The organism is Tardiphaga sp., from assembly GCF_028290785.1.
GTDB lineage: Bacteria > Pseudomonadota > Alphaproteobacteria > Rhizobiales > Xanthobacteraceae > Tardiphaga.
The window spans coordinates 1-25,051 of record NZ_JAQGJD010000269.1; the positions used below are offsets into that span (position 1 = coordinate 1).

General features: G+C 63.7%; 18 protein-coding genes. 14 read left to right on the forward strand and 4 right to left on the reverse strand.

Translation table 11 applies throughout. The features are described from left to right. A partial coding sequence (locus tag JWR89_RS16425) for an MFS transporter (RefSeq protein WP_299717987.1) occupies window positions 1-1,265 on the reverse strand: 1,265 nt, incomplete at its 3' end. 162 nt (window positions 1,266-1,427) lie between these two features. On the opposite strand from JWR89_RS16425, the gene JWR89_RS16430 reads away from it, so the two are divergent. From JWR89_RS16430 to JWR89_RS16465, 8 genes are all read left to right on the forward strand, one after another. After that, window positions 1,428-2,342, forward strand: a complete 915-nt coding sequence (locus tag JWR89_RS16430) for an amino acid ABC transporter substrate-binding protein (protein WP_299717989.1) — start codon at window positions 1,428-1,430, stop codon at window positions 2,340-2,342. A 72-nt stretch (window positions 2,343-2,414) separates the two neighbouring features. Next, the gene (locus JWR89_RS16435; RefSeq protein ID WP_299717991.1) at window positions 2,415-3,149 is read left to right on the forward strand and encodes an amino acid ABC transporter permease; all 735 of its coding nucleotides are present in this window, start codon (window positions 2,415-2,417) and stop codon (window positions 3,147-3,149) included. Continuing rightward, on the forward strand, window positions 3,149-3,841 hold the full coding sequence (locus tag JWR89_RS16440) for an amino acid ABC transporter permease (RefSeq protein ID WP_299717993.1): 693 nt from the start codon (window positions 3,149-3,151) through the stop codon (window positions 3,839-3,841). The genes JWR89_RS16435 and JWR89_RS16440 overlap by 1 nt, the downstream gene beginning before the upstream one ends. A gap of 48 nt (window positions 3,842-3,889) precedes the next feature. Next, entirely contained in the window at window positions 3,890-4,621 is a 732-nt protein-coding gene (locus JWR89_RS16445) for an amino acid ABC transporter ATP-binding protein (RefSeq protein WP_299718018.1), read from the forward strand. Window positions 4,622-4,958: 337 nt separating this feature from the next. Continuing rightward, window positions 4,959-6,989, forward strand: coding sequence for a methyl-accepting chemotaxis protein (locus tag JWR89_RS16450; RefSeq protein WP_299717995.1), 2,031 nt, complete (start codon window positions 4,959-4,961; stop codon window positions 6,987-6,989). A 238-nt stretch (window positions 6,990-7,227) separates the two neighbouring features. After that, entirely contained in the window at window positions 7,228-9,231 is a 2,004-nt protein-coding gene (locus JWR89_RS16455; protein ID WP_299717997.1) for a methyl-accepting chemotaxis protein, read from the forward strand. Between the two features lie 546 nt (window positions 9,232-9,777). Then, window positions 9,778-11,469 (forward strand): methyl-accepting chemotaxis protein, encoded by a 1,692-nt coding sequence (locus tag JWR89_RS16460; protein WP_299717999.1) that lies wholly within the window; start codon window positions 9,778-9,780, stop codon window positions 11,467-11,469. A 250-nt stretch (window positions 11,470-11,719) separates the two neighbouring features. Next, complete coding sequence (locus JWR89_RS16465) at window positions 11,720-13,411, forward strand: methyl-accepting chemotaxis protein (protein WP_299718001.1); 1,692 nt, start codon at window positions 11,720-11,722, stop codon at window positions 13,409-13,411. Between the two features lie 88 nt (window positions 13,412-13,499). On the opposite strand, the gene JWR89_RS16470 is transcribed toward JWR89_RS16465, so the two are convergent. Further along, window positions 13,500-15,302 (reverse strand): carbamoyltransferase C-terminal domain-containing protein, encoded by a 1,803-nt coding sequence (locus JWR89_RS16470; RefSeq protein WP_299718003.1) that lies wholly within the window; start codon window positions 15,300-15,302, stop codon window positions 13,500-13,502. A gap of 351 nt (window positions 15,303-15,653) precedes the next feature. On the opposite strand from JWR89_RS16470, the gene JWR89_RS16475 reads away from it, so the two are divergent. The 5 genes from JWR89_RS16475 (at window position 15,654) to mctP (ending at window position 20,875) form a co-directional block, all read left to right on the forward strand. Further along, window positions 15,654-15,983 (forward strand): hypothetical protein, encoded by a 330-nt coding sequence (locus tag JWR89_RS16475; RefSeq protein ID WP_299718005.1) that lies wholly within the window; start codon window positions 15,654-15,656, stop codon window positions 15,981-15,983. Window positions 15,984-16,288: 305 nt separating this feature from the next. Beyond that, on the forward strand, window positions 16,289-17,782 hold the full coding sequence (locus tag JWR89_RS16480) for an MFS transporter (protein WP_299718007.1): 1,494 nt from the start codon (window positions 16,289-16,291) through the stop codon (window positions 17,780-17,782). 14 nt (window positions 17,783-17,796) lie between these two features. Continuing rightward, window positions 17,797-18,909, forward strand: coding sequence for an NADH:flavin oxidoreductase/NADH oxidase (locus JWR89_RS16485; RefSeq protein WP_299718009.1), 1,113 nt, complete (start codon window positions 17,797-17,799; stop codon window positions 18,907-18,909). A 282-nt stretch (window positions 18,910-19,191) separates the two neighbouring features. Then, complete coding sequence (locus JWR89_RS16490) at window positions 19,192-19,377, forward strand: DUF3311 domain-containing protein (protein ID WP_299718010.1); 186 nt, start codon at window positions 19,192-19,194, stop codon at window positions 19,375-19,377. After that, window positions 19,367-20,875 (forward strand): monocarboxylate uptake permease MctP, encoded by a 1,509-nt coding sequence (mctP, locus tag JWR89_RS16495; protein WP_299718011.1) that lies wholly within the window; start codon window positions 19,367-19,369, stop codon window positions 20,873-20,875. Before JWR89_RS16490 ends, mctP begins: the two co-directional genes overlap by 11 nt. A gap of 75 nt (window positions 20,876-20,950) precedes the next feature. Here mctP and JWR89_RS16500 read toward each other — a convergent pair whose 3' ends face one another. Beyond that, entirely contained in the window at window positions 20,951-22,264 is a 1,314-nt protein-coding gene (locus tag JWR89_RS16500; protein ID WP_299718012.1) for a DUF3422 domain-containing protein, read from the reverse strand. A 203-nt stretch (window positions 22,265-22,467) separates the two neighbouring features. On the opposite strand from JWR89_RS16500, the gene hemC reads away from it, so the two are divergent. After that, window positions 22,468-23,457 (forward strand): hydroxymethylbilane synthase, encoded by a 990-nt coding sequence (gene hemC / locus JWR89_RS16505; RefSeq protein WP_299718014.1) that lies wholly within the window; start codon window positions 22,468-22,470, stop codon window positions 23,455-23,457. A gap of 2 nt (window positions 23,458-23,459) precedes the next feature. On the opposite strand, the gene JWR89_RS16510 is transcribed toward hemC, so the two are convergent. Beyond that, on the reverse strand, window positions 23,460-24,806 hold the full coding sequence (locus tag JWR89_RS16510; protein WP_299718016.1) for an NAD(P)/FAD-dependent oxidoreductase: 1,347 nt from the start codon (window positions 24,804-24,806) through the stop codon (window positions 23,460-23,462). Window positions 24,807-25,051: the final 245 nt, after the last annotated feature.

Here is a 25,051-nt window from a genome sequence, read left to right on the forward strand (position 1 = left end):
CCGCCGCTGCGCGCCACCGCGCTGTTGAAGCCCGACGCCGATCCCACATGCTGCGCATCGACCGACATCAGCACGGCGGTGGTCAGCGGCGCCACCGCGCCGGCCATGCCGAGGGCGATCACCACCATGGCGGGCAGCACGTCGGTCCAGTAGTTGGCGCCGGAGCCGATCCGCAGCGCCAGCAGGAAGCCCGCGGCGACCACGATCGGCCCGAGCACCAGCAGTCGCCGTGGCCCGGTTTTGGCCGCGAACGCGCCGGCCAGCGGCGATGCCAGCGAAATCACCAGCGGCAGCGGCAACAGCGCCGCGCCGGCCTGGGTGGCGGTATAGCCGCCGGCCTCGATCAGAACGTACGGCACCAGCACGAACAGCCCGCCGAGCGCGCCGTACAGCAGGAAGGTGAGCAGCGTCAGCCCGACGAAGCCCGCCGATCCGAACAGCGCCAGCGGCATCATCGCGCGCTCCCCGAGGCGTTTCTCGGCCAGCACGAACAGCACGAGCAGCACCGCGCCCACCACCAGTGCGCCCAGGATGGATGGCGACCAGCCGCGTCCGGAGCCTTCGGTCAGCGCCCAGGTGGTCAGGCCCAATCCGGCCGTGGCGAGCACGGCGCCGAGACCATCGAGGGCATCGCCGCCGCCGTTGCGGTCGCGGGGGACATAAAGCCAGGCCAGCGCCATGGCCCCCAGCGCCAGCGGCACATTAATAAGAAAGACGTAGCGCCAACTGCCGATGTCGATCAGCCAGCCGCCCAGCACCGGGCCGATGGCGCCACCGGCGGCGCCTGACGCGGCCCAAATGCCGATGGCGCGGCCTTTGGCGGCGCCGGAAAAGGTCTGGCCGAGAATGGCCAGGCTGTTCGGCATCAGCATTGCGGCGGCGATGCCCTGGAGGAAGCGGGCCACCAGCAGCCAGCGCAGGCTGGGCGCCGCCGCGCAGGCCAGCGACGCCAGGGCGAACAGGCCGACACCCGCGATCAGCATCCGCCTGCGCCCGAAACGGTCGCCGGCCGCACCGCCGAGCAGCAGCAGCGCACTCAGCGGCAACAGATAGGCGTTGACCACCCACTGCAGATCGGCGGCTTCGGCATGGAAATTGGCGGATATTGCGGGCAGCCCGACATTGACCACCGAGCCGTCGATGAAGGCCATGCTCGAAGCCAGAATCGTCGTGACAATGACCATGCCGGGACGATCGGCCGGCTCGGCGGGTTCAGCGGCGCGCGCGGCTGCGGCGTCGGTCGGGGCGTGCAGGGCATTGCTCATGGTGGGCTTGTAGGGGAACGCAGCCGCAGCGACAAATCGCGTCGTCAGTCCAATTCCGTTTTGGCCCCGATTGTGCAAGCATCCGGATCGGTCGTGCCGGCGCGCTCATCCAAAAGTGGTGGGCGGACGCCGTTGGGGATCGAACAGTTGAGGAGAAGGTTTATGAAACACATTCGTCTATTGGGCACCGTGATCGCCGTCGCGATCTGCGCGGGCCAGGTGCAAGCGCAGGAACTGACCGGCACGCTGAAGAAGATCAAGGACACCGGCGCCATCACCATCGGTTTCCGCGATTCGTCGGTGCCGTTTTCCTATCTCGACGACAATCAGAAGCCGATCGGCTTCGCGATGGACATCTGCTACAAGATCGTCGATGCCGTGAAGGCGGACCTCAAGCTCGACAAACTCGAAGTCAAGCTCAATCCGGTCACCTCGGCGACCCGTATCCCGCTGATCGCCAACGGTACCGTCGATCTGGAATGCGGTTCGACCACCAACAATGCCGATCGCCAGAAGCAGGTCGCTTTCACCAACACCCACTTCCTGACGGCAAGCCGTTTTGTCTCGAAGAAGGCCAGCAAGCTTAATTCGATCGACGATCTGAAGGGCAAGTCGGTAGTCTCCACCTCCGGCACCACCAACATCAAGCAGCTCACCGAAGCCAACGCCGCGCGTAACCTCGGCATCAACGTGATTGCCGCGAAGGACCATGCGGAAGCGTTTCTGATGGTGGAGACCGATCGCGCCGTCGCTTTCGTGATGGACGACATCCTGCTCGCCAGCCTCGCCGCCGGCTCCAAGGATCCGACCGGTTATGTGATCTCCAAGGATGCGTTCTCCAAGCCGGAGCCGTACGGCATCATGCTGCGCAAGGACGATGCGCCGTTCAAGAAGGTTGTGGATGGCGCCACCGCGGCGCTCTACACCAGCCCGGAAGGCGCCAAGCTGTATGACAAGTGGTTCATGGCCAAGATTCCCCCGAAGGGTCTGAACCTCAACGTGCCGATGGGCGCGGAGCAGAAGAAGTCCTTTGCGAAGCCGTCCGATTCGGCCGATCCCGACGCCTACGCGATGTAACGACCAACTGCCCATGCAATGGCCCAGCCATTGCATGGGCTTCTAACTAGAGCGCTCGCGGCGGGGGGATACGTGAATTACAACTGGAACTGGGGAATCTTCTGGGAGCAGACGCCTGAAGCAACCGGCACTTATTTCAGCACGCTGATGAGCGGGCTGGGGGTGACGATCATGCTCGCGCTATGCGCCTGGACCATCGCCTTCGTCATCGGCTCGTTCATCGGTATCATCCGCACGCTACCGTCGAAGTGGCCGGTGCGGCTCGGCAATGCCTATATCGAGATGTTCCGCAACATTCCGCTGCTGGTGCAGCTCTTCATCTGGTTCTTCGTGGTCCCCGAACTGCTGCCGCAGGAGCTCGGGGCCTGGGTCAAGCAGTTGCGCAACGGGCCGTTCTATACGGCCATGATCGGCCTCGGTCTCTATATGTCGTCGCGCGTGGCCACCCAGGTCAGCGCCGGCATTAATTCGCTCCCCAAGGGGCAGCGCATGGCCGGCACCGCGATCGGCCTCACCACCGTGCAGACCTATCGCTACATCCTGCTGCCGCTGGCCTACCGCGTCATCTTTCCGCCGTTGACCTCCGAATTTCTCAACACCATCAAGAACACCGCGGTGGCGCTGACGATCGGCGTGCTGGAATTGACTGCACGGGCGCGTTCGATGCAGGAATTCTCGTTCCAGGTGTTCGAGGCCTTCACGGCTGCGACCGTCATCTATCTGGCGCTTAGCGCGGTGGTGACGATCGGAATGCGCTATGCCGAGCAGCGTCTGGTGATCCCCGGCTTCAACGGGGGGAAGGCGTAATGTTCAGCGATTTCGATTTTAACGTCATCTGGCGCAGCCTGCCCTACCTGTTCGAGCAGGGCATGACGTTTACCCTGACGCTGACGGTGATCGCCACCATCGGCGGCCTGATCCTCGGCACGTTCGTCGCGCTGATGCGGCTGTCGTCGAACGTGGCGCTGTCGACGTTTGCGGCGAGCTACGTCAACTTGATGCGCTCGCTGCCGCTGGTGCTGGTGATCTTCCTGTTCTACTTCCTGATGCCCTATATCGGGCAGTGGATCATGCGGGCCGACCAGCCGGTGCAGGTTGGCGCCTATTCCTCGACCATCATCACCTTCACACTGTTCGAGGCGGCGTATTTCTCCGAGATCATGCGTGCCGGCATTCAGTCGATACCGCGCGGGCAGGTGATGGCCGGCTATGCCATCGGCCTGAACTACCGCGAGGTGATGCGCCACGTGGTGCTGCCGCAGGCGTTCCGCAACATGCTGCCGGTGATATTCACCCAGACCATCGTGCTGTTTCAGGACACCTCGCTGGTCTACGTGCTGTCGATCACCGACTTCCTGGGCGCGGCCTCGAAGGTTGCACAGCGCGACGGGCGGCTCACCGAAATGTATCTCTTCGCGGCGGTGGTCTATTTCACGATCTGCTTCACCGCCTCGTTCTTCGTGAAGCGCCTGCAAAAACGCATCAGCATTATCCGCTAGTCGCTTTCAACCTTGTCCGTGTCTCCAACTTCGGTCGCCCCCATGCCCATGATCACCATCGATAACGTCAGCAAGTGGTACAACCCCACGTTCCAGGTGCTGAAGAACTGCACGACGTCCGTCGACAAGGGCGAAGTGGTCGTGGTCTGCGGCCCGTCGGGGTCTGGCAAATCGACCCTCATCAAGACCGTGAACGCGCTGGAGCCGGTGCAGGAAGGCACCATCACGGTGGACGGGCTTTCCGTCACGACGATGAAGAAGGATCTGCCGAAACTTCGCTCGCGGGTCGGCATGGTGTTTCAACACTTCGAATTGTTTCCGCACCTGCGCATCGTCGAGAACCTCTGCCTCGGTCAGACCAAGGTGCTCGGCCGCTCGGAGGACTCGGCCAGGGCCAAGGCGATGAAGATGCTGGAGCGCGTCGGCCTGACGGCACATGCGGAAAAATATCCCGGGCAGCTATCCGGCGGGCAGCAGCAGCGTGTCGCGATCGCGCGGGCGCTGGTGATGGACCCGATCTGCATGCTGTTCGACGAGCCGACTTCAGCGCTCGATCCCGAGATGATCAACGAAGTGCTCGACGTGATGGTCGAACTGGCCAAGGAGGGCATGACCATGATGGTGGTGACCCACGAAATGGGTTTTGCGAAGAAGGTCGCCAACCGCGTGATCTTCATGGATGCGGGTGAAATCGTCGAAGACGCACAGAAAGACGACTTCTTCGGCAGCCCGCGTAGCGAGCGCGCCCAGCAATTCCTGTCGAAAATCCTGGCGCACTAGAGACGGGATGCGGTCTCTCGGCAGATTTTACCACTAATGATTGCAGGCATTTAACAGATTCCGCAGTGCGGCATGTTAACGATTGCGTCAGAGTCCACTGGTATCTTTTAACCTGTGAGGACGGACGCTGCCGTGCCGCTGATTGAACTCCACCGGTGCGACCCGGCGTTCGTCCTCACGAACCTGTTCAATCGGCTTGTCCCACCCGTGGCGACCCACCTCCTCAAGCCGGAATTCTGATCGTCCCGATCATGATTCCGGCGCCGGTGCCCCTTGTCGCGGGGCCCGGCACAGCATTCGGCCTGACCTTCGTGTCCATTCCGGAAAGTAAATCTAGATGATCAAGTTCAACCGCGTCGGCAACAAGCTCGGCCTCGCCGGGTTGGTCGGCATTCTGCTGTCTATCGGCGTCGTTGCCAACGACATGCGGACGGAGGCCTCCATCACCGAGGCCAACCGCCACGCCAACGTGCAACAGGCGATCGCCGATCACGCACGGATGATCGAGGCTGAACTCGGCAATATGAGGCTGGCCAATCGCGCCGTGCGAATGGCGATCACGACCAACGAAATCGAGAAGGGCAATGCCGACGTGCAGGCTGCCAAGGCCGCCCAGGACAAGAGCCTGGATGCGGCGCTGGCGCTGGCGACGAAGCCGGAGACAAAGGTGCGGCTCGAGAAAATCAAGACGCTGGTGGGCGACTACGCCGCCGGCTCTACCGACATCATCGCCCTGCAAAAGAAAATGCTCGACATCTACCGGACCCGGAATGTCGCTTCGCTCGACTGGGACCGCCATCTGGAGCAGTTGCGAGGGACCACCGCCGTGACTGAATCGGCGACCTGGCCTGACCTGAACGCGCAATTGCAGAATGCCGACATTGCCATCAACGCGGTGCGCGCCGCGGCGTGGCGTTATGCCACCATGAACGAGGCACCGCAAAAGCTGCTGATCACCAAGCACAGCACCGCTCTGACCAATGCGCTGGCGCGTGCCAGCGTCATGGATGAAACCCCGCTCGTCGAAGCCGGCCTCGTCCAGCTCGGCAACGATGTGAAGAAATTCATCTCCGGCACCAGCGAGGCCATCAACAACAACGACCAGAAGAACGAAATCTCTCGGGCCAAGATGGCGCCTTCGGCGACGCAGGCATCCGAGCAGGTTGCGGCGGCGGTGGCTGCGGCGCAGGCCAATGTCGCGGCGGCGCGGGCGGAGGCGGCGGAAAAACTGGCCGGATCGGCCCGTATCAATTTAGCGCTCGGCATGGCCGTCGTATTGGTGCTGGTTAGCACCATGATGTTCTCCTTCTTTGGTGTGGCCCGCCCGATGACGCGGCTCAACGGCGCGATGGCGACGATGGCCGCAGGTCATCTCGACGTCGTGATCCCCGGTGCCAGCCGCGGCGACGAAATCGGCGACATCGCCAAGACAGTGACGGTGATCCGCGAAAACGCCGAGCAGAAGGCGCGCGACGAAGCCGAAGCCCGGATCGATCTGGACAAGGTGACGGTGGCCACCCGCAAGCGCGAGATGGTCAAGCTTGCCGACGATTTTGAAGATGCGGTCGGCATCATCGTCGAGACGGTGTCCTCGGCATCGACCCAGCTCGAAGCTTCGGCCGGCACGCTGACCGCGACGGCGGAGCGCGCGCAGCACCTGACCACGGCAGTGGCCGCAGCATCCGAGGAAGCCTCCACCAACGTGCGCTCGGTGGCCTCTGCCACCGAAGAAATGGCGTCCTCGGTGAACGAGATCAGTCGCCAGGTGCAGGAATCCGCCGATATCGCCAACGCCGCGGTGGCACAGGCGCGCAAGACCAACGACCGCGTCGCGGAACTGGCAAAGGCCGCGGCTCGCATCGGCGATGTCGTCGAGCTGATCAATACCATCGCTGGGCAGACCAACCTCTTGGCGCTGAACGCCACCATCGAAGCGGCGCGCGCCGGCGACGCCGGCCGCGGCTTCGCCGTGGTCGCTTCCGAAGTGAAAGCGCTGGCCGAGCAGACGGCAAAAGCGACGGGCGATATCAGCCAGCAGATCCAGGGTATCCAGGCGGCAACGCAGGAATCCGTCGGCGCCATCAAGGAGATCGGCGACACCATCGGCCGGATGTCGGAGATCGCTTCGACGATCGCGTCCGCCGTGGAAGAGCAGGGCGCCGCGACGCAGGAAATCTCCCGCAACGTGCAGCAGGCAGCGCAGGGCACCATGCAGGTCTCGTCGAACATCACCGATGTGCAGCGTGGCGCCGGCGAAACCGGATCGGCCTCGTCGCAAGTGCTGGCGGCTGCGCAGTCGCTGTCCGGCGAAAGCAGCCGACTCAAGCTCGAGGTCGGCCGGTTCCTGGACTCGGTGCGCGCAGCATAAGTGGATTTGTAACCTGCCGCTCGGCATCGCGACGAAGCATTGGTGTGTGGAAATTCGTCGTTCGACTGCTTTGCGTTACTCGGAATGGGTGCAACGTAGAACTACACGCAACGCCGGATAGGCCTTCGTTTCAAGCGTCGGCGTTGCGCGAGTTAACCTGAAATTTCTACAACCTTGCGATGGTCTGGGTAATCAACACGCCCTGCACCGTCGGGGCAATCCCCAAAGGATACTACCGATGTCGCTGCTCTCTCTCCGAATCCGCGGTCGGCTCTATGCGGGCTTTGGCGCCCTCGTGCTGTTCGGCGTGGTATCCATGGGGTTTGGCGTGTGGCAGTTGACGGAGGTTCGCGATCAAGTCAGATCCATGAACGTCCAGTCCGGCAATACGATCCGTTCGGTGGAAATTTCCGCGGAGCTGCACTCCGCGCGCCGCGCCTTGCTGCGCTACACTTTTGACCAGGATGAAGCTTCTTTCGTCGAGTCAGACAAGCTGCTGTCCAATATCGGCGAATTGCTCGAATCGGCGATCAAGACGGTACGCCTGGAAGAGCGTCGCGCGGCGTACCGCGAGATCGCCAAGGATGTAACCCAGTTGAAGACCCAGCGCGGGGCGCTTGGCGACGTCGTCAAGCAGATGGTCGCGGGCCGCACTGCATTGCTGGCAGAAGGCGAGAAACTATCGAGCGGGCTGAAGAAGCTGGTCATCGCCACCCGCAGCACGCCGTTCGCAGCCGGATCAACGACGCTACAGTCGGAGACGCTGCTGGTGCAGTTGGCGAACTGGCGCTTCTTTGCCGGCCGGGACCAGGAGAACGTCGCGCTGTTCAAGAGCAGTGTGAAGAATGCCCAGCAGCAGATCGCCGACATGGAGAAGTTCGACATGCCGCCGACCTTGCAGACGCTGTTCGATGCCATCAAGGCAAACCTGGTCAGCTATGCATCGGTGTTCGAAAAAGCTTCGGCGAGCCTCCTGCAGATGGACGATCTGTACTACAAGACAATCACGCCGACGATTGCGTCGGCGATCGACAAGACCGAGACGGTCAAGGTTTCGACCCAAAAGGCATTTGCGTCCGCCACCACCGCGAATGACGAACGGATCGCCGGCACCATCACCACGCAGGAGATCGTCGCGGGCGGCGTCACCCTTGTCGGTCTGCTGATCGCCTTTCTGATCGCGCGGGGCATCATCGTCCCGCTGTCCGGCCTGACCGCGGGCATGAAGAAACTGGCCGAAGGCAATTTCGACGTCGTGCTACCCGGCCTGGCGCGCAAGGACGAAGTCGGCGACATGGCGCGGGCGGTCGAGACCTTCAAGGTCAAGGCGGAGGAGAAGGCGCGCACCGAAGCCGAAGCCCGGGTCACGCAGGACCAGGCGGCGGCCGGCCAGCGCAAGCGGGAGATGGTCAAGCTGGCGGACGATTTCGAACAAGCCGTTGGCAATATCGTCGATACCGTCTCGTCGGCCTCGACGCAGCTGGAAGCCTCCGCGGGCACGCTGACCTCGACCGCCGAGCGCTCGCAGCAGCTCACCACAATGGTGGCGGCAGCGTCCGAAGAAGCCTCGACCAACGTGCAATCGGTGGCGTCGTCTACCGAGGAGATGGCGTCGTCGATCAACGAGATCAGCCGCCAGGTGCAGGAGTCCGCGCGCATCGCCAACGAGGCGGTGTCGCAGGCGCAAAAGACTAACGACCGCGTCGGTGAGTTGTCGAAGGCGGCGAGCCGGATCGGCGCCGTGGTCGAGTTGATCAACACCATCGCCGGGCAGACGAACCTGCTGGCGCTGAACGCGACTATCGAAGCCGCTCGCGCCGGCGACGCCGGCCGCGGCTTCGCGGTGGTCGCTTCCGAGGTGAAGGCGCTGGCCGAGCAGACCGCAAAGGCCACCGGCGAGATCGGTCAGCAGATCGCCAGCATCCAGAGCGCCACCGATGAATCGGTGCTGGCCATCCGGGAGATAGGCAGCACCATCGGCAAGATGTCGGAAATCGCCTCGACCATTGCGTCGGCTGTGGAAGAGCAGGGTGCGGCGACTCAGGAAATCTCCCGCAACGTGCAGCAGGCCGCGCAAGGCACCACGCAGGTGACGTCCAACATCATCGACGTCCAGCGCGGCGCCAGCGAGACAGGCTCGGCTTCGTCGCAGGTGCTGTCGGCCGCCCAGTCGCTGTCGTCCGACAGCAACCGGCTAAAGGTCGAAGTCAGCAAGTTCCTGAACTCCGTGCGGGCGGCATAGGGACGTCGGTCGCAGGCCGGCGAGAGGAGACGGTTTAAAGACCGTCGTCGCGCGGAACGGCGCCGGTCTTTAAATGTCTAGTCTCCCGCCGCAAGCACCCTGGTACCGGCCATTTTAGCCGGACCTTGGCGATTGCGCACAGCTCGCGTTAACCATTGCATCAGATGTGCAGTGGTACGTTTCTGCATGACCACACGACGCCATCGAGCCGCCAATAGCCATTGTCGCCAATTGGTCCCAGGCCTTTCGCGTTCTGCGCGAGACATGTCTTCACCGAAAATATTCAGCCACGCCAAAAACGCCCGGTGTTAAACGCCCGGGCCACGACAGATCATTGCGTCACACCCGTCGCGCCTGTGCGGCCGACGCGGCACGCCTCCACTCCGGCGAACGAACCCTGTCGGCGATGCCTCGCTACCAGCATGCAGGGAGCGCCTTGATCGTTGTTCAGGTCTTGCACATCGGCAGCAGGCTCGCGATCAGCCACGCGGCGCTTCGTCATCAACCAACGTATTGAACGATATTAGAAGAAAGGGATTTTTCGTCATGCTCGCCTGTCTGTCCATCCGCGCCAAGATCACGATCGTGATTTCATTTTTGCTGATTGCGATGACGGGGATGGGTCTGCTGGCCGTCAGCAAGATGCAGACGATCAATGCCAATGCGGCGGACATCAAGGACAACTGGCTGCCCAGCGTCCGCGTGCTGGGAGCGCTGCGCGCCACCACCATCGACTACCGTAATCTGGTCCGCGCGCACATTCTGGCGGAAACCGCGGAGCAGATGGCCGCGACGGAGGCGGGCATCGACAAGATCTCCAAGCGTATTCTCGACCAGCGCGCCCAATATGAAAAGATGATATCGGGAGCGGAGGAACGTGCGACTTATAATGAATGGAGCAAGGATTGGGAAACCTACCTGTCGCGCAGCCAGGAAGTCTTTGCGCTCGACCGGAAAAATCTCGGCAAAGGCGCGCACGAAGCCCATGAGCTGAATCTCAAGACGATCAATCCGCTCGGCGCCAAGGCGGACCAGCTCCTGCTGAAGGATATCGAGATCAATGACAAGGGCGCCGAACTGTCGGGTAAGAACGCGACCGACAGCTACAATACGGCATTCACGCTGATGGCGGTGATCCTCGGCGTATCGGCCGTGGTTGGCATCGGCGTCGGCATCTATCTGGTGAAGGATGTCTCCAGCGGCATCGCGTCGATCGTCAAGCCGATGCAAGCGTTGGGCACCGGCGATCTGACCGCGGTCGTGCCGCATCAGGGCATGAAGACCGAAATCGGCTCGATGGGCGATGCGCTGCAGGTGTTCAAGCAGGCGCTGATCGACAAGAAGGCCGCGGACGATGCCGCCGCGGTCGATGCCGAAGCCAAGATCGAACGTGGTCGCCGCGTCGATGGCATCACGCGCGATTTCGAGGCGATGATCGGCGAGATCGTCGAAACCGTGTCGTCGGCCTCGACCGAACTCGAAGCTTCCGCCAGCACGCTGACCGCGACCGCGGAGCGTTCGCAGGAACTCACCACGGCCGTCGCTGCCGCGTCGGAAGAAGCCTCCACCAATGTGCAGTCGGTCGCCTCCGCGACGGAAGAGATGGCTTCGTCGGTGAACGAGATCAGTCGCCAGGTGCAGGAATCGGCGACGATCGCCGGCCAGGCCGTCGATCAGGCGCGCAAGACCAACGATCGCGTCGGCGAGTTGGCCAAGGCCGCGGCGCGGATCGGCGACGTGGTCGAGTTGATCAACACCATCGCCGGGCAGACCAACCTGCTGGCTTTGAACGCGACCATCGAAGCGGCGCGTGCCGGCGAGGCCGGCCGCGGCTTTGCGGTGGTAGCGTCCGAAGTGAAGGCGCTGGCCGAGCAGACCGCCAAGGCCACTGGCGAGATCAGCATGCAGATTTCCGGCATTCAGGCGGCAACGCAGGAGTCGGTCAACGCCATCAAGGAGATCGGCGACACCATCGGCCGAATGTCGGAAATCTCCTCGACCATCGCTTCGGCAGTGGAAGAGCAGGGTGCCGCGACGCAGGAAATCTCGCGCAACGTGCAGCAGGCGGCGCAGGGTACCATGCAGGTGTCATCCAACATCACCGATGTCCAGCGCGGCGCCAGCGAGACCGGCTCGGCGTCGTCCCAGGTGCTGTCGGCGGCCCAGTCGCTGTCGGGCGAGAGCAACCGGTTGAAGATCGAGGTCGCCCGATTCCTGAATTCCGTGCGCGCGGCTTGATGCCCGATAGATCGGCGGTTTTCAGTTGCTGCATATGCGCCGAACACTTGCGCATGCAAGCTATGCAGCAACGCCGTTTATGCTGCACTGCTTTTTAACTTTATGTCGGCACTCTGACTTACGTGAATACGGATCAGTAACTTGTTCGGTATTCGACCCGTAATCGCTTTTTGTGTCGTGCGTTCAACTCAAAAAAAATTTCAGCAGCGCCATCGCGCACCAACGGTCTAAGACCGAGGGACCTTTCGTCATGCTCGCCAGCCTATCCATTCGCGCCAAGATCACGATCGTTCTTTCATTTTTGCTGCTCGCCATGACCGGATTGGGGGTGCTCTCGGTTCGAAAGATGCAGGCGATCAATGCCAACGCGGTGGACATCCAGACCAGCTGGTTGCCGAGCGTTCGCGTGCTAGGCGAACTGAAGGCGGGCGTCATCAACTACCGCAACGTGATCCGGTCGCATCTGCTGGCGGAGACGCTTGAAGAAAAACTTGCGGTTGAAAAGGTGCTGGAAGGCGTCGTCGAGCGCAATAACAAGGTTCGTGCCGCCTATGAGCCGCTGGTCACCTCGCCCGAGGAGCGTGCGATTTACCAGGAGTGGAGCCTGAACTGGGACGAGTACAAGAAGGCCACGCAGCAGGTGATGGCACTGTCCCGTGCCAGCGTCGGTAAGATTCCGCATGACGCCAGCGAGTTGAACAGCAAGACGGTCAATCCGATCGGCATCAAGTCGGACGCGCTGCTCGACAAGGATATCGAACTCAATAACAAGGGAGCGGCAAGTGCCGGCGCGGATGCGTCCGCCAGCTACGATGCTGCCTTCATGATGGTTGTGGCCATTCTCGTCGTGTCGGCGGTGCTCGGCGCGGGCATCGGCATCTATCTGGTGCGCGACGTCTCCAGCGGCATTGCCTCGATCGTCAAGCCGATGCAGGCGCTCGGCGCCGGCGATTTGTCGGCAATCGTACCGCATCAGGGCATGAAGACCGAGATCGGCACCATGGGCGATGCGCTGCAGGTGTTCAAACAGGCACTGATCGACAAGAAGGCCGCCGATGAAGCGGCAATGGTCGATGCCGAAGCCAAGATCGAACGCGGCCGCCGCGTCGATGGAATCACCCGCGATTTCGAAGCGATGATCGGCGAGATCGTCAACACCGTGTCGTCGGCCTCGACCGAACTCGAAGCCTCCGCCGGCACGCTGACCGCGACCGCCGAGCGTTCTCAGCATCTCACCACAATGGTCGCTGCCGCGTCGGAAGAAGCCTCCACCAATGTGCAGTCAGTGGCCTCCGCTACTGAAGAGATGGCGTCGTCGGTCAACGAGATCAGCCGCCAGGTGCAGGAATCGGCGACGATCGCCGGCCAGGCCGTCGATCAGGCACGCAAGACCAACGATCGCGTCGGTGAGCTGGCCAAGGCGGCGGCGCGGATCGGCGACGTGGTCGAGTTGATCAACACCATCGCCGGACAGACCAACCTGCTGGCGCTGAATGCGACCATCGAAGCCGCACGCGCCGGCGAAGCCGGTCGCGGTTTTGCGGTGGTCGCTTCCGAAGTGAAGGCGCTGGCCGAACAGACTGCAAAAGCCACGGGCGAGATCAGCATGCAGATCTCCGGCATTCAGGCGGCGACGCAGGAGTCGGTCAACGCCATCAAGGAGATCGGCGACACCATCGGCCGGATGTCGGAAATTTCCTCGACCATCGCCTCGGCGGTGGAAGAGCAGGGCGCGGCGACGCAGGAGATTTCCCGCAACGTGCAGCAGGCCGCGCAGGGCACCATGCAGGTGTCATCCAACATCACCGACGTGCAGCGCGGCGCCAGCGAGACCGGCTCGGCGTCGTCGCAGGTGCTGTCGGCCGCACAGTCGCTGTCGTCGGACAGCAACCGGTTGAAGGTCGAGGTCAGCAAGTTCCTGAGCTCGGTGCGGGCCGCGTAAGCGTGCCTTTACTTTCTTCCTTCTCCCACCCAGCGAAGCTTCGCTTCGCGCAGGGGAGAAGGAAGAAAGAGCGCGTCGCGGTCAGCAGCTACTTCACATTCGACAGCACGAGCGTCGCGACTTCCATGTAGGTCTTCACCAATGGCGCCACGATGCGATGCGCTGAGGTCTTTGACACCAGCGTATCGTGCAGGATCAGGTGATCGATCCCGGTGGTCAGAAAGCAGGCCATCGCGTCGCGCGGGGTCTCGACGATCGGCTCGCCCTTGACGTTGAACGAGGTGTTGAGCAGTACCGGCACGCCGGTCAGCGCCTCGAATTCCAGTAGCAGCCGATACAGTACCGGATTGGTATCTTCGGTCACGGTCTGCACCCGCGCGGTGCCATCGACATGAACGATCGCCGGGATTTTCTCGCGCCATTCGGGGCGCACCGGCTTGGCGATCAGCATGAACGGCGAATCCCCGTCGCCCTCGAAAATCTCGTGGGCGCGCTCCGCGAGCACGATCGGCGCGAACGGCCGGAACGGCTGGCGATGCTTGACCCGGCTGTTGAGAATATCCTTCATCTCCGGCTTGCGCGGATCGGCGAGGATGCTGCGGTTGCCGAGCGCGCGCGGCCCGAATTCCGAGCCGCCCTGGAACCAGCCGATCACCTGCTGCTCCGCCAGCAGCTTTGCGGTGTCGCGGCAGATGTTGTCGCGGCGCACGGCGCTAGTCTGGATCCGGACCAGCGAGCGTTGTGTCGCGGCTTCGACGTCGGAATCGGGATAGGTCCTGCCGGTGTAGGAGTGTTTCATCACGAAGGATCGCGGCTGCTTCTGCAATTCAAGCAGGCCGTAATAGGCGCAGCCGATGGCGATGCCGTTGTCGCCGGCCGCGGGCTGAATCCAGACGTTGTCGAAACCGGCCTCGCGCGCGATGCGGCCGTTGGCGACGCAGTTCAGCGCGACGCCGCCGGCGATGCAGAGGTTTTTCGCGCCGGTGGTCTCGCGCAGCCAGCGCGCACGGGCGAGCAGCACCTTCTCGGTGTCGTCCTGCACCCGCCAGGCAAGATCCTCCCAGTGCCGCATCGAGGGATGGCTCTCCCACTTGCTGTCCGGGTCGGTCAGGTAAGGCTGGTTGTACTCCGGCGACCAGCGCGGCACGCTGAGCTTGTTGTCGGCGATCTCCATCAACGGCCTGATCTGGCCGTGGCGGCCGTAGGGTGCGAGCCCCATCAACTCGCCGCACTTGTTCCAGTCGCCAAACACGTAAGTGGAGGCGCGGCTATACAGGGCTCCCAGACCGGGCATGTTGTAGAATTCGTCGCTGAGAAAGCCGCGGTCGGGCTCCATCCAGACCTTCTTCAAGCATTCGAGTTTGCTGCCGCTGAAGCTGTAGTAACTCTCGGATTCCCGCGCCAGTGGCGAGCCGGTATCTTCGGCCGGAAATGGCTCCATCACATCGGAACGATAGCTGCCGACGCCATCGACGATCATGATCGCGCCTTCGTCGAACGGGCACACGGCGAACGCGCTGTAGGCGTGCGCCAGATGGTGCGAGATCGTGGCCACCTTGCCGTTCCGCGCGCGATACAGCGGATGCTTGCTGGCGTCGGCGCGCTCGTATTCCGGCAGGAAGCCCGGCATGTCCTGATAGACGAGGCGGTCTTCCATCTCCGGCACCGGCAGGATGTAGCAATTGCTCACCACCAGTTCGACGTCATCCAGCGCGATGCCTTCGGCGTCGAGGCAATAGTCGATCACATCCCTGTAGAAGCCGGTGGCGTGCTTCTCGCGGGTGATGCGTTCTTTCTCGATCGCATAGACGATTTCACCGTCGCGCAGCAGGCAGGCGCTGACGTCGTGATCGTAGGTGTTGAGGCCGAGAATGTATCTGTGGCTGGGCATGGACCATCTTCTGGAAATTCGAAGGAGGTGGAGTATGGGAAATGCAAGCGACCCTGCGCAAGGCGGCTAACCTGATCGTCCGCGCTCCTGTGCAGGTGCGAACACTGCGGCGAGCATAGTGCGGAGCAATATGAAGGCAATCTTAACGCCGAGATGTGCCTGTGCCCTGCGAGCGCCGCATGCAACTTGACCCGCGTCGAGGCTTCACCCTATTCTCGCACCCAGACCCGGCGCCACACGGCGACCATAAAAACTATTCTGACTTGAACGCGTTAGAACCGAACGACGACCACTTATTCGACGCCGGAAGCACTTCGAAATTCCCGCTTCCCGAGATGGGAGATCTTCAAAATGGCTCACACCAAATCGACGACGCGCCACAATATCGTGACCCGCTGCCTCGCGGCGGTGGCGCTGATTTCCGTGTACTGCGTCGGAATCATCGGCGCCTCCGCTGTGCTGCTGACGGCGGCCAGCACTTCCGCCGATGCCCGCGGGGGTGGACGTGGCGGCGGTGGACGCGGTGGTGGCGGTTGGGGCCGCGGCGGTGGCTACCGAGGCGGCGGCTACCGCGGTGGCTGGGGTCGCGGTCGCGGTTACGGCTTCTACGGCGGTGGCCCCATCATTGCGCCCGGCTGCTATTTCAGCCGGCGCTGGGGCCGGGTAATTTGCCCGTATTGATTCCCGCCCGGCGCTGAGCGCCGACCGGACCAAAGAGATGAGGCGCGTCGGGAAACCGATGCGCCTCGCTTCATTTCGGGGTCCCTGAAATAAATAATACGATCGTACATATTTGCTGTTGTTTTTTCAATACGGACGTACATATTCGTTGGGCTGGAGCGCAAAGCGCCGGCCGAATTCTAGGATGTATCCCATGGGTGACGGGGGCAGGACCGCGTCGTAATCGCGCGGCCACGGCAACTGCCCGGCATCAGGCCTGCTTCCAAATCCTGTCTATTTGCACATGCTACGAAACGAGACACGACATGCCCAATCCCGCCATTGCTGTTCCACAGGTTGCCGCGACGCTCGACCCGAACCGCTGGGCCGCGCTCGCCGTGCTGCTGATCGGCGCCTTCCTTGCGCCGCTCGACTTCTTCATCGTCAACAACGCGATGCCGGCGATCACGGCGGGCCTCAATGCCCGCTCGTCGGACGTGCAACTGGTGATCTCGGGCTACGCTGTGGTCTATGCGGTGTTCCTGATCACCGGCGGCCGGCTCGGCGATATTTACGGCCGCAAGTCGATCTTCCTGCTTGGCCTTGGCGGCTTCGCCCTGGCGTCCGCGTTGTGCGGGCTGGCATGGTCGCCGCTATCGCTGATCGTGGCGCGGCTGCTGCAGGCGCTGACCGCCGCGGCAATGGCGCCGCAGGCGCTGGCCTCGGTGCATGCGCTGTTCCCGCCGCATGAGCGCGGCCGCGCGCTGGGCATCTATGGAGTGACGCTGGGTCTGTCTTCGATCGTCGGGCAATTGCTCGGCGGCGCGCTGGTTGGTGCTGACATTGGCGGTTACGGCTGGCGGCTGGTGTTCCTGATCAATGTGCCGATCGTGATAGTCACCATCCTCGCCGCGATTCCACTGCTGCGCGAAACCCGGGGGGCGCATCGCCCCCGGCTGGATATCGGCGGCGTGGTGTTGTCGTCGCTGGCATTGGCATCCTTCGTCGTGCCGCTGGTAGAGGGCCGTGAGCGCGGCTGGCCGCTGTGGTCGCTGCTGATGCTGCTCACCACGCCGTTCTTCGTGGAGGCCTTTCGCCGCTACGAGATCCGCCTGGCCAAGACCGGCGGCGATCCACTGATCGCGATGGAAGTGTTCCAGTCGCCCGGGCTGATGCGCGGCCTCGGCGCTATCCTCACACTCTATGCGGTGGCGACGTTCTTTCTGAGCTATTCGATCTATCTGCAGTCGGCGCTGCGTTTCACGGCATGGCAGGCCGGCCTCGCCATCCTGCCGTTCTCGGCAGGCTTCCTGGTCGCATCCACCTTCAGCGCAGCGATCGGCCGCTGGCTTGGCACTTCGGCGCCGTCGCTCAGCTATTTGATGGCGGCCGCCGGCTCGATCGCGACCGCGGCGGTGGTGGCCACCCATCCCGCCGGCGTGGTTCCGCCGTGGCCGCTGATCGTGCCCGCATTGATGCTGTTCGGCTTCGGCATGGGGCTGGCGATTCCCACCATGGTGCGCGTCATCGTCGAGCGAGTCGCGCCGGCTCACGCCGGCCTCGTGGGCGGCATGTTCAACTCGACGCTGCAGGTCTCTGCGGCGGTCAGCATTGCCGTGCTGGGTGGTCTGTTCTACACCGCTTTGGGGACGCGCAGCGATCCGGCGGCTGTGACGCATGCCTTTGCGGTGACGCTGATGGCGATCGCTACCTGCCATATCGGCGGTGCGTTGCTTGCGATCGGCCTCGGCCAGCATCGGATTGCATCGCGGCCGGCACCGCCGCCGTCACCCGCGAGATGCCCCAATCCCGGACGCTGAAGGAACCCGATTCCATGAGTGCATTGTTTTCGCCGTTCAAGCTGCGCGACCTCACGCTGCCCAATCGCATCGTGGTGTCGCCGATGTGCCAGTATTCCGCCGTCGATGGCAAAGCCACCGAGTGGCACATGGTGCATCTGGGCACGATGGCGCTATCGGGCGCCGGTATGCTGTGCATCGAGGCTACCGCGGTGGAAGCCATCGGCCGCATCACCCCCGGCGATCTCGGCCTCTATGACGACGCTACTGAAGCCGCGCTGAAGCCGGTGCTGGCAGCGATCCGCAAGCATTCGAAGATCGCAGTGACGATGCAACTGGCCCATGCCGGCCGCAAGGCGTCGAGCCACGCACCATGGGACGGTGGCCAGCAGGTTGCCCTGAACGAAGGCGGCTGGGTCGCGCAGGCGCCGTCGCCGGTGCCGCAGAAGCCCGGCGAATTGCCGCCGCAGGAAATCGACGCTGCCGGCCTCGTGCGCATTCGCGATGCTTTCGTGGCGACGGCGAAGCGCGCCGACCGGCTCGGCATCGACGCGCTCGAACTGCATGGCGCCCACGGCTACCTGCTGCACGAATTCCTGTCGCCGATTTCCAACCATCGCACGGACGCGTATGGCGGTTCGCTGGAAAACCGCATGCGCTTTCCGCTCGAAGTGTTCGACGCGGTGCGCGCGGCGTTTCCTGCTTCGAAGCCGGTCGGCTTCCGCGTTTCTGCATCGGACTGGGTCGATGGCGGCTGGAATGTCGAGCAGACCATCGTGCTGGCGAACGAATTGAAAAAGCGCGGCGTCGACTGGATCGACGTGTCGTCGGGCGGTGTCTCGCCGCTGCAGAAGATTGCCATCGGGCCGGGCTATCAGGTGCCGTTCGCCGAGGCGGTGAAGAAGGCGACCGGCCTGCCGATCTTCGCCGTCGGGCTGATCACCGAGCCGCAGCAGGCCGAGGACATCATCTCCTCGGGCAAGGCGGACTTCGTGGCGCTGGCTCGCGGCATTCTGTACGATCCGCGCTGGCCATGGCACGCCGCGGCGGAACTCGGCGCCACCGTCGAAGCCCCGCCGCAATACTGGCGCTCACAGCCCTCGACGCAAAAGGCGTTGTTCGGCGATACGACGTTCGGCGGAAGGTAGAAAGCCTCCGCATTCTCAGGTGTCGTCCCCGCGCAGGCGGGGACCCATAAACACCGCGATCGCGGCTGCAGCGCTAGAGCAACCGCAGCGCTCTTATTTCTATGCCTGAGGCTATGGGTCCCCGCCTGCGCGGGGACGACGACCGAGCTCTTGGCGATGCCCACCTCATAGCAGCCCTGCACTGCGTCACATTTACACACCCTCCGCCGCCTCCTAAACCCCGCGCAACATTCCGCATCATAAAATGACGCGCAACATTTCGCGCGACAGGGAGCTCTCACCATGAACCGCCATTATTTATGGCTGCTGCTGTTGCCGTTCGTCGGCTTGCTGTGGATTCCGTTCTACAACTTCAAGGATCCGGTGCTGCTCGGGTTCCCGTTCTTCTATTGGTACCAGCTCGCCTGGGTGCCGGTGACCGCCGTGCTGACCTGGATTGCCTACCGGACCTATTCCCATGAAGACTGAACTTGATATCCCCGCGCTCGCGGTCTTCATCTTCTTTTTCGCCCTCGTCACGATCATGGGCTTTGTCGCGTCGCGCTGGCGCCGGCCGAAGACGCTGGCCAGCCTCGACGAATGGGGCCTCGGCGGCCGCCAGTTCGGCACCTGGATCACCTGGTTCCTGGTCGGCGGCGATTTCTACACCGCCTACACCGTGATCGCGGTGCCATCCTTGGTCTACTCGGTCGGCGCTTACGGTTTCTTCGCGCTGCCCTACACCATCCTGGTCTATCCCTTCGTGTTCATGGTGATGCCGAAGCTTTGGCAGGTCGCCAAGGATAACGGCTACGTCACCGCCGCCGACGTGGTGCACGGTCGCTATGCGTCGCGCACGCTGGAGGCCGCTGTCGCCATCACCGGCGTGGTCGCCACCATGCCCTACATCGCCTTGCAGCTGATCGGCATGGCCGCGGCCGTCAAGGCGCTCGGCTTCGAGGGCGAGTGGCCGCTGATCGCCGCGTTCATCGTGCTGGCGCTGTACACCTACTCGTCGGGCCTGCGCGCGCCGGCGCTGATCGCCTTCGTCAAGGACATCATGATCTACATCGCCGTGATCGCGGCGGTGTCCTACATCCCCGGCAAGCTCGGCGGTTACGCTGCAGTATTCACCGCGGCCGACGAGGCGTTCAAGGCCAAGGGCTCCGGCAGCATCCTGCTGCAGCCGAGCCAGTACGTCGCCTACGCCACGCTGGCGCTTGGCTCGGCGCTGGCGGCGTTCATGTACCCGCACACGCTGACCGGCATCTTTGCCAGCAAGAGCGCCACCACCATCCGCAAGAACGCCGTGCTGCTGCCGGCCTATACGCTGATGCTCGGCCTCCTTGCTCTACTCGGCTACATGGGCCACGCCGCGCATCTGAAACTCGCCAGCAACAATGACGTGGTGCCGGCGCTGTTCCAGAACCTGTTCCCGGGCTGGTTCGCCGGCTTCGCCTTCGCCGCGATCGCGATCGGCGCGCTGGTGCCGGCGGCGGTGATGAGCATCGGCGCGGCCAACCTGTTCACGCGCAATTTCTGGAAGGCCTACGTCAATCCGAACGTGACCCACGCCCAGGAGGCCGGCGTCGCCAAGATCGCCTCGCTGGTGGTCAAGGTCGGCGCGCTGCTGGTGATCATCTATCTGCCGACGCAGTTCGCGCTCGATCTGCAATTGCTCGGTGGCTTGTGGATCCTGCAGACGCTGCCGGCGCTGATCTTCGGCCTGTTCACGCGCTGGTTCACCGCGCCGGCATTGCTGGCCGGCTGGGCCGTCGGGCTGTTCGGCGGCACCTATCTGACCTGGATGGACGGGCTGAAGCCGCTGCACCTGATTTCGGTCGGCAGCTTCTCGGCCACGGCCTATGTCGGCCTGATCGCGCTGGTCGGCAACATCCTGGTCGCCGCCATCGTCAACGCGATCGTACGCCGGACCGCCGGCCCGTTCGCGTCGGATACGTGGGTGGGTCTGCCGACCGAGAAGTAGTTGCAAGCGCGAGCTTTCTTTCTTCCCTCTCCCACCTGGCGAAGCTTCGCTTCGCACGGGGGAGAAGGAAGAAAGCTAGTCCTCGCCACTCACGTGCCTCTTGCGGATTCGGCGCACAGTCCACCAGATCGTCAGCGCCGCCACCGGCACGAAGGCCGCCGTGGCGATGGTCGGCTCCACGGAGACGCCGCTGTCATGTGCCGCCTTGGCGAGGTAGCCGAACAGGCTGACCACGTAATAGGTGATCGCCGCCACCGACAATCCTTCCACCGTGGTCTGCAGCCGCAACTGCAGCCGGGTCCGGGCGTTCATGGATTTCAACAGCTCCTGGTTCTGCTGTTCCAGTTCGACATCGACGCGGGTGCGCAGCAGGTTGGCGGCGCGCGCCAGTTTCAGCGACAGGTTGGCCTGGCGGTTCTCGATGGTGGCGCAGGTGCGCAATGCTGGCTTCATGCGGCGGGCAAGGAACGACGACCAGGTCGGCAGACCACGGACCTTGCGTTCCCCGATGGTCTGCAGCCGCTGGGTGACGATGTCCTCGTAGGCCCTGGTGGCGCCGAAACGGAATCCGCTGACGGCGGCATCGGCCTCGACGTCGGCGGCCAGCGCCGTCAATTCGTCGAGCAGGCGGTGGTTGCTCGCGAGATCGCCGGGCTGGCGCATCTCCTGGGTGACCTCGGCGAGCCGCTGTTCGCTGGCGCCGATCGACGGCGCCAGTCGCTGCGCTTCCGGCAGGCCGAGCAACGCCAGGGTGCGGTAGGTCTCCAGTTCGAGCACCCTCTGCGTCAGCGCCCCGGCGCGCTCGGCCGGCATGCCGCGGTCGATCAGCAGGATGCGCACGAAGCCCGATGGTCCCGGCTGGAAGTCGGTGGCGTAGAGCGCCGCGCCATCGGAATTCTCCGCCACCGCCAGGCTGGAGCGGTCAAACAGGCGCTCCGGCGTGGTGCGGACGCCGTCTTCGCTCAGCAGGTGCAGGTCGATAGCCACCAGCAGGGGCCCCGGCTGCGGCACCAGCTTCATCGGCGCGGCCAGTGAGGCCGCATCGGGATGAAACGGCACGCCACCGGGATCGGACCGCATCTCCCAGGTATAGGTCGTAAATTCCGAATGCTGCTCCCAGCGCAGGATGATGCTGCCGAACGGCGCGCGGTGATGTTTTTCGCCCGGCGCGGGCGGCGGCAAGCCGCGCGCCTCGCAAAACTTCACCAGATTAGCGCGGTCGGCCTGCGCCTGCGGCCCTGACGTGTCGAAGGCGAAATGGATGTGGCGGGCGGGAACTTCGACCGCGGTGAACGGCCGGGCATGGACCTCGCCGAGGATTGCCGCACGCAGCGGATGCGGCACCAGATGCGCGCCGTCGCCTTCCCCGATCAGAACCTCGGCACTCACGCGCGTCCCCGTTCCTGCCGGCGGTCATTCTCCGGCTGTCGTCCCTGACTACCATTGCATAACCGCCGATAGAAGCCGAAACGGGTGTCGCCGGGGTGTGATTCAAGCCGGGCCCCGCCGTTGCATTGCGGCTCTGGCTGGTTTTAATCTGCCTCTCAAGGAGTCGCCGCGGATCTCACGCGGTCGGGGATGGAGCGTGCTTGGTGACAGTTTCAATGCGGATCGGCACGCGCAAGAGCACGATGGCGCTGGCCCAGACCGAGGAGATTGCGCGCCGACTGTCCGCCGCGGCGCCGGAGCTCAACGTCGAGATCGTCAAGTTTGAGCCGGTCGGCGACCGCGACCAGACCAGCAACCTTTTGCGCCATGGCGGCAAGGGCGGCGCCTTTGTCGGCGAGATTCGCAACGCGGTGCGCTCCGGTGCGCTGCACGCCGCGATGCATTCGCTGAAGGACATGCCCGGCAATGAAGACACGCCAGGGCTGGTGATCGGCGCGACCCTGGTGCGCGACCCGCCCACCGACGCGCTGGTATTGCGCGAAGGGGTCACACTGGAGGATCTCCGGCGCAGCCGCGGCGAAGGTTTCAAGATTGGCACGAACGCCGTGCGCCGCGCGGCCTATATCAGGCGGCTGTTTCCGGCCATCGAGGTGATCCACTATCGCGGCGCGGCCGATACGAGGGTGCGAAAACTCGACGAACGCGAAATGCAGCAGCTTCCGGGCGGCGGCGAGGTCGGCCCCGCAGATGCGCTGATCATGGCGCGCTCCGGCCTGGAGCGCGTCGGGCTGGCGAACCGCATCGCTTGTGATTTTTCGCCGCTGGAAATGCTGCCGGCGGCGGGGCAGGGCATCGTTGCCGTGGAATGTGCAGCCAACGACTGGGAAACCCGGCGTTATCTGGCGCTGATCGACGATCCCGCTGCGCACCTGTCCTGCGACGCCGAGCGCGAGGTGCTGTGGGTGCTGAACGGCCACTGTAACTCGCCGATTGCGGCGTACTCCATGATCAGCGGCCACGAAATGTCGCTCACCGCCTCGGTGCTCGATGAGGCCGGTGGCCACTTCATCGAGGTGACGCGCGTGGGGCCGGCGGACCGGCCGCGCGAACTGGGCCGCGCCGTCGGACTCGATCTGCTCGACAAGGGCGCGGCCGAAATCATCGAACGCAGCCGCCCGCAGCATGATCTGTAAGCTCAGTGCAGCTTGACGCGCGGCTCGGTGCGCTTGGTCAGCAGGCCTGCAAGAAAATTCAACGCGACGCGCCACGGACCGAACAGCGCCAGCAGATGCAGTTTGTGCAGCGCGCGATAGGCGAGCATCGCGAAGAAGCCTTCGAGCCGGAAGCCGCGGAAGATCACGCCGAACGTCTTGTAGTCGCTGAGCGCGACCAGCGAGCCGCGATCGTGGTACTTGAAGTGCGAAAGCGGTTGGCCGTCGAGCCGCTGCGCGATGACGCCGACCATGAAATTGGCCTGCTGCTGCGCGGTCTGCGCACGCGGCGGCAGAGGGGCGTTGGCACCCTCCGGCACGCAGTATGCGCAGTCGCCGAGCGCGAAAATGTTATCGTCGCGGGTGGTCTGCAGCGTCGGCTTCACGATCAGGCGGTTGATGCGATCGCTCTCCAGCCCGTCGAAGTCGCGCAGCACGTCCGGCGCCTTGATGCCCGCGGCCCAGACGATCAGTTCCGCCGGGATGAACTCGCCACTATTCAGCGTGACGCCGTCGGCCTCCACCGACATCACCGGTGTGCCGGTGCGGACGTTGATGCCGAGGCTCTCGAGCAGTTTTGTGGTATCGGCCGCGAGGCCTTCCGGCAGCGCCAGCAGGATGCGTGGACCGGCCTCGATCAGTTCGATCTTGATCGTCTTGTCGAAGTCGATGTTGTCGAGATTATAGGACGCCAGATCGCGCATTGATTTGTGCAGCTCGGCGGCGAGTTCGACGCCGGTGGCGCCGGCGCCGACGATGGCGCAATGCAACTGGCCGGGACGCAGCGGCTCGTACTGGGCGTTGGCGCGCAGGCAGGCATCCATCATGCGGCGGTTGAAGCGCACCGCCTGGTCCAGCGTATCGAGCGTGATGGCATGCTGCATCACGCCGGGCGTACCGAAATCATTCGACAAGCTGCCGATGGCGATCACCAGCGTGTCATAACCGAGCACCCGCGGTGGAATGACCCGCGTGCCGGCGTCGTCGTCGGTCGGTGCGACATAAATCTGCTGTCTGGCGCGGTTGATTCCGATCATCTCCCCGATCCGGTAGCGATAGTGCCGCAGCTTGGCGTGGGCGATCAGCTCGACGGCATCGGTCTCGGCGTCGAACGAGCCCGCAGCGACCTCGTGCAGCAGCGGTTTCCAGACATGGACGCGGGACTTGTCGAGCAGCGTGACGGAGATCTTGCCCTTGCGGCCATAATGCGCGCCGAGTTTCGAAGCCAGGTGCAGCCCCGCCGCGCCGCCGCCGACAATCAGCACGCGATGCTGCGTGGGATCGTTGGTCGATGGCGTTTCCGCAATCGATTCGTACAGGCTGAGATCCATCGCGGGTCCGCCAATCCGGTTGCAGGAAACCCAATGTAAGCGGCGGGGAAGGGCGGTACAATGGTGAGCCTAGCCCCGTTTCCCGGGCGCGGTGCGGCATCCTTATGCCGCTCCGCAGAACCGGGATCGTAAGTCTGCGTGCGTCGGTTAGGATGGTGCCGGCCGGGGCGGGCGTTACGGGATTACGGGAAGGTCGTTGGCGGCCGTCGGGATCTCGCACCCCGCCTCGTTTGATCGAAGGGCCG

Bases quoted from the DNA above. Each gene is read 5' to 3' on its own strand.
- JWR89_RS16470 (WP_299718003.1), bottom strand. From the start codon at position 15,302: ATGCCCAGCCACAGATACATTCTCGGCCTCAACACCTACGATCACGAC.
- JWR89_RS16445 (WP_299718018.1), top strand. From the start codon at position 3,890: ATGATCACCATCGATAACGTCAGCAAGTGGTACAACCCCACGTTCCAG.
- JWR89_RS16485 (WP_299718009.1), top strand. From the start codon at position 17,797: ATGAGTGCATTGTTTTCGCCGTTCAAGCTGCGCGACCTCACGCTGCCC.
- JWR89_RS16455 (WP_299717997.1), top strand. From the start codon at position 7,228: ATGTCGCTGCTCTCTCTCCGAATCCGCGGTCGGCTCTATGCGGGCTTT.
- JWR89_RS16450 (WP_299717995.1), top strand. From the start codon at position 4,959: ATGATCAAGTTCAACCGCGTCGGCAACAAGCTCGGCCTCGCCGGGTTG.
- JWR89_RS16490 (WP_299718010.1), top strand. From the start codon at position 19,192: ATGAACCGCCATTATTTATGGCTGCTGCTGTTGCCGTTCGTCGGCTTG.
- JWR89_RS16510 (WP_299718016.1), bottom strand. From the start codon at position 24,806: ATGGATCTCAGCCTGTACGAATCGATTGCGGAAACGCCATCGACCAAC.
- JWR89_RS16465 (WP_299718001.1), top strand. From the start codon at position 11,720: ATGCTCGCCAGCCTATCCATTCGCGCCAAGATCACGATCGTTCTTTCA.
- JWR89_RS16460 (WP_299717999.1), top strand. From the start codon at position 9,778: ATGCTCGCCTGTCTGTCCATCCGCGCCAAGATCACGATCGTGATTTCA.
- JWR89_RS16475 (WP_299718005.1), top strand. From the start codon at position 15,654: ATGGCTCACACCAAATCGACGACGCGCCACAATATCGTGACCCGCTGC.
- mctP (WP_299718011.1), top strand. From the start codon at position 19,367: ATGAAGACTGAACTTGATATCCCCGCGCTCGCGGTCTTCATCTTCTTT.
- JWR89_RS16440 (WP_299717993.1), top strand. From the start codon at position 3,149: ATGTTCAGCGATTTCGATTTTAACGTCATCTGGCGCAGCCTGCCCTAC.
- JWR89_RS16430 (WP_299717989.1), top strand. From the start codon at position 1,428: ATGAAACACATTCGTCTATTGGGCACCGTGATCGCCGTCGCGATCTGC.
- JWR89_RS16480 (WP_299718007.1), top strand. From the start codon at position 16,289: ATGCCCAATCCCGCCATTGCTGTTCCACAGGTTGCCGCGACGCTCGAC.